The 4442-nt window shown below is 67.8% G+C and carries 5 protein-coding genes; 4 read left to right on the top strand and 1 reads right to left on the bottom strand.

The annotated features are described in order from the left end of the window. The first annotated feature begins 69 nt into the window (after window positions 1-69). Both FJR00_RS15460 and FJR00_RS15455 read left to right on the top strand, forming a co-directional pair. Complete coding sequence (locus FJR00_RS15460) at window positions 70-384, top strand: hypothetical protein (RefSeq protein WP_141339610.1); 315 nt, start codon at window positions 70-72, stop codon at window positions 382-384. After that, window positions 374-616: a YlcI/YnfO family protein gene (locus FJR00_RS15455; protein ID WP_075958499.1), complete on the top strand. Its 243-nt coding sequence runs from the start codon at window positions 374-376 to the stop codon at window positions 614-616. The genes FJR00_RS15460 and FJR00_RS15455 overlap by 11 nt, the downstream gene beginning before the upstream one ends. A gap of 371 nt (window positions 617-987) precedes the next feature. Here the strand turns inward: FJR00_RS15455 and FJR00_RS15450 are convergent, their stop codons facing one another. After that, the gene (locus FJR00_RS15450; RefSeq protein WP_238330544.1) at window positions 988-2100 is read right to left on the bottom strand and encodes a hypothetical protein; all 1113 of its coding nucleotides are present in this window, start codon (window positions 2098-2100) and stop codon (window positions 988-990) included. A gap of 740 nt (window positions 2101-2840) precedes the next feature. Here FJR00_RS15450 and FJR00_RS15445 point away from each other — a divergent pair. Both FJR00_RS15445 and FJR00_RS15440 read left to right on the top strand, forming a co-directional pair. Then, window positions 2841-3572 (top strand): class I SAM-dependent methyltransferase, encoded by a 732-nt coding sequence (locus FJR00_RS15445; protein WP_181409674.1) that lies wholly within the window; start codon window positions 2841-2843, stop codon window positions 3570-3572. A gap of 120 nt (window positions 3573-3692) precedes the next feature. After that, entirely contained in the window at window positions 3693-3953 is a 261-nt protein-coding gene (locus tag FJR00_RS15440; protein WP_141339606.1) for an alpha/beta hydrolase, read from the top strand. Window positions 3954-4442 lie beyond the last annotated feature (489 nt).

Below are 4442 nucleotides of genomic sequence, written 5' to 3'. Positions count from 1 at the left end.
GGGGCTCGGGACATCGGCCTACCGGCCTGGGGCAGTTGCGCGCGTAGTCGTCTGTAATACACTCGACTTGTGAGCGAAGCGTTCGACCTTGAGGCGCTCGATGACACCGAGCCCTTCGAGATCGACGAGCAAGCCGCTCACCTGTTCAAGCATCCACACCTGGGGCTGGACGATGTGATCGACGCGTGGAGCAGTGATCCGCTGTTCTACCCGCCCAAGCCGCCCGCCCACTGGTTGATGCTCGCGGAGGTCAGTGGGCGAGTCCTCATCGTCCCGCTGGCCCCATCTCGGTCGGGCGATCCGAGCAAGTGCCGACCGATCGGCTGCTACGAGGCGTCTTCGGGCCTCGCCGCTACGTACCGGAGGGACCGTGATGAGCACTGACGACAGCCGGCCGATGACGCCGGAGCAGGAGTACGACTTCTACGCCGACCCGCGCAACCAGGAGCCCCAGGGACCTGCGCGTCGTCGCAAGCGTCCGATGAGCGCGCCCGTGCCGGTGCGCTTCCCAGCTGACCTGCTCGAGGAGGTCAAGCGCGCTGCGGAAGCGGACGACCGTTCAGTCTCCGCCTGGATCCGTCGAGCCGTCGAACACGAGCTGTCCCGCCCCGCCTGACCCGGTGAGCCCAACACGCGGCCAGCGGCAGATGGGGACGTTTGAGAGGTCTCCCACTGAGTGCATAGTTATGCAGTCAGAGGTCTCTGTCGAGATGGCCTGCGGCGGTTCGACTGAGGGTCGGTTCGGCCAGCACGTCTGGCCGCGCGTCTGTCTGACGATGTGTCCGCAAGGGGATGGTCTTACGGGACGATGGCTGCGGGATGGCACGGCGCGCTTCAGAGCCCGGGTGAGGGTCGGACCAGCGGGTATTGCATGTGGCCCGTCTCGCGGCGAAAGGGCGCGTTGGCGCGGTATCGGGCAGGGGGCCGGTGCGAGTTGGGAGTCGCGACGGGCTGGGCGCGGCCCCGGTCTCGGCTCAGCCGCCGTGGTCAGGTGTGTGTTGGTCCGTCCTGGTTGGTGTCGCGGCCCACCGGCTGGACTGCCTCGCTGGTGTGGGTGTAGGCGGCGTCGCGCACGTCGGCGTAGTCTTCCAGGCCCGCGCCGAGGGCGCCGCCGACCGTGGCGATCGTCGCCGTGAGCCAGGCAAGGCGCCCGTACTCCGCTGCGCCAAGTGCCGTGCCCACCGAGGTGGCATACACCGACTCCGGGACGAGGAGCAGCGCGCCGAGCCATGCCAGGACGAACAGCGCGAGGTAGTAGACCAGCACGCCGATGACGACGGTCGCGAGGGTGGCGAGGTTGAAGAGGACCACCTGCTCGCGTTCCCGGCGGTGCCGCGCGCGTTCCCACAGGCCGCCGCCGAGGACGAGCGCGAGGGTGAGGGCGCCGACCGACAGCACCCCGAGGCCGGTGAGTCTGAGCGACCCGTAGGAGGCGGACAGCGACCACAGGTCGGAGGTGACGAGCGCTGCGACGCCGCTGGCGGCGGCGACGGTGAGCGAGCGCGACAGTCGGAGGGCGAGGCGCCATGGTTGGTTCGCGCGCACCATCCCAAGCAGAACCCAGAGGTTCCCGCCGAGCACGCGGGCCGCGAACTCCACCGCGTTGTCCCCAGGATGGTCCTTGGTGTCGGCCGCGAGCTGACGCAGCCGCCGATCTGGCGAGCGCCCTTCGGCCTCCGCGCCGAGCAGCGTGGTCACGACACCGACGACGGTCTCCTCCGCCCGCCGCTGCACTCGCACTGGTCCTAGCGCCGGGACGGAGACCAGGCCGACGCCGTGCACCGGGCTGGTGACGACGGCGAGGGTGCGGTGCCCGTCGCGTAGTGGGGAGTCGGTCAGGACGACGGCGAGGTCCCAGTCCGCGTCGAGCATGCGGTCCCGGGTCTCCTCGAGGAGCTCGGTGCGGCCGGCCGGTGGCCGGGTGAGGACCTCGTGGGCCACGGACACCGTCCACCGGGTCCCGGGAAAGCGGGCGGCCAGGCGCTCGGACAGGGTTGTCTCGAGTGCCGAGCGCACGAGCTCGGCCGCGCGGGGTTCGAGCACGACACCGAGGTGCAGCGTGAGCGGGCGGGCGGCGGGCGGCTGAGCGGGATGTGGCACGGGCCAAGTCTCGGGGATCGCGATGACGGCGGGGAGATCGATGCCCGCGCCGGTGCGATCAGGGTCATCCAGCGCCGAGGGCCGGCGGTGCCGTAGCCCGTGCACGGGATCAGTGGGCTTGTTGACGAGGTGCACGTCGCGGGTCAGGGGCGTACGGTCAGAGCTTGTCAAGATGTCTGTGTAAGTGATGTGGGTCACATGGGGGTTAGAGGTAGGCGTTGGCGATCTCGGTAGCAAGCATCCTTGCCGCCGTGGCCTGCGTGGCGGTCGCTTTCCGCGCCCGAGGCGATTCCAGGCGCTCGGCCGATGCAGCTGAGGCGGCCGAGCACCGCGCTGCGAGACCGCGGCTGCTCGTCGAGCCCGAAGGGGCCGTGCCGCACAACGCAACGGAGGTGATCTACCGCGTTCACAACCTCGACGGTCCGAANAGATGGTCCTGAAGGTCGCTCCCGTGGACGCTGAGACAGTGATCGTGGTGGACGGGGTGGACTTGACGTACGGCACGAGATTCCAAAGAGGCACCGAGCACACCGGGTGGACAGGCACCATCGTGTTCCCGAGTGAGTGAGCACAGTGGGACCCGTTACAGGCCGGAGCGGTCGCGGCCCGCGAAAGAACTCACGAGGGGCGGCAGTAGCGTGCGGCCACGCTCAGCGCGGCAGATGAGTGATAAAGATTGAGGTTGCCGCACGTCGGGATCGTCGCGCACACTGGCGCCTCTTCCACCTGAGAGGTACAGCTTGAGCTACGACGATCCGCGCCTGGCCGTGCTGTATGACGTCGACAACCCCGACGGCCCCGACCACGACTTCTTCCGAGGGTTCGCAGACCACCTCGGTGCGAACCGCATCGTTGATCTAGGCTGCGGCACCGGTCTGCTGACGGTGACCCTGGCGAGGGCTGGGCGCACCGTGACGGGGATTGACCCCGCGCCGGCGATGCTCGAACGCGCAGCAACCCGGCCCGGAGGTGAGGCTGTCAACTGGGTCCTGGGCACCGGCGACGTACTCACGCCTCACACGACCGACCTCATAATCATGAGCGGGAACGTCGTCATGCACATCATCGGAGACGACTGGCACACCACGTTGGCAGCGATCGCTCGTGCCCTCACGCCCAACGGGCGCCTGGTGTTCGAGGCACGAAACCCTGCAGCGCACGCGTGGAAGAGTTGGAACGACCCGGTGGGAGAGCGAGACACACCCGTTGGTTTGCTCCGCGAATCCGTTACCACCGAACCGCCGGACGAGGATGGTGTCGTTCGCATGCACTGCCACAACGAGTTCGTCGAGACCGGCGATGTCCTCGATGTGGAGCAGTCCTTGCAGTTCCGCGACCGCTCGCAGATCGAGGCCGACCTGCTCGCCGCCGGCCTTGTGACGCTCAACGTGTGGAGCGACTGGGCAAGGACGCCGTTCGGTGGCACCGAGGCAGAACCACTGATGGTCTTCGACGCAGCTTTCCCTGGCTGAGGGGGAACGGCGCCACTTGACAATCGGCGCGGCCGACCAGCGGCAGGAGCGGATACTGCATCCGATCCTGACGTCGTCGTCCGGACGCCCCAACCTCTGCATCTGGGGCACGATGGCGTGGTGCTCGAATCCACCGAACTGCGCTCGTGGTCATGGCCGACGCCTGAGAACCTGGCGCCTGTGGTCGTGCTGCACGGCAGCGGACAGGACGAGAACACGCTTCTGAGCTTCGCCCGGGCCGCCTGCCCTGGCCACACGATCATTTCTGTGCGGGGGCGCATCGCGTGGGAGGAGGGGTTCGCGTTCTTCCACCGCAACCCCGACCGCACTCTCGATGAGAGGGACCTCCAGCACGGAGCTGCCCATCCAAGACCTGCTTGAAGGTCTGCAAGACGCGTACTCCGAGTTGCCGATCTTGCTCGGGTTCTCGAACGGGGCCATCGCAGCGGCGGCCGCCATCGTGCGCGCCCCGGATCTGTCCGCGGGTGCGATTCTGCTGCGGCCGTTGTCCCCGTTTCTTGAAAGGGTCTTCCCGCCACTGAGCGGCTATCCGGTCCTCCTCGTGAGTGGTGAGGGCGATGCACGGCGTAACCCATCTGATGGACCCGCGCTCGCGCGTCAGTTCGAGTCCGCAGGCGCAGCCACGTCGCTGGTCGTGCTACCCGTCGGCCACGGGCTGACGACCGCAGATGAGAACGCGGTGACGAGGTGGCTGCCTAAAGTTGGCCGCCCACGTGAAGCCCGCTGAATGTCGTTCACTCACGCTGTCGTCTGAAGGGAGGCCACCAGTACAAGATGCCGGCCTCTCGGCAAGCGTTGCCTGGCCGACGAGATCCCACAGGCGGCTACTAGTTCTATTGACCTCAGGAT

This window comes from Ornithinimicrobium kibberense (assembly GCF_006519705.1).
In the GTDB taxonomy this organism is placed as follows: domain Bacteria; phylum Actinomycetota; class Actinomycetes; order Actinomycetales; family Dermatophilaceae; genus Ornithinicoccus; species Ornithinicoccus kibberensis.
Note: the sequence above shows the minus strand (reverse complement) of the source record. Positions and strands in the feature narration are given on the sequence as shown.

What these genes read in the sequence shown, in the direction of transcription:
- FJR00_RS15455 (WP_075958499.1), top strand. Translation starts at nt 374, where the DNA reads ATGAGCACTGACGACAGCCGGCCGATGACGCCGGAGCAGGAGTACGAC.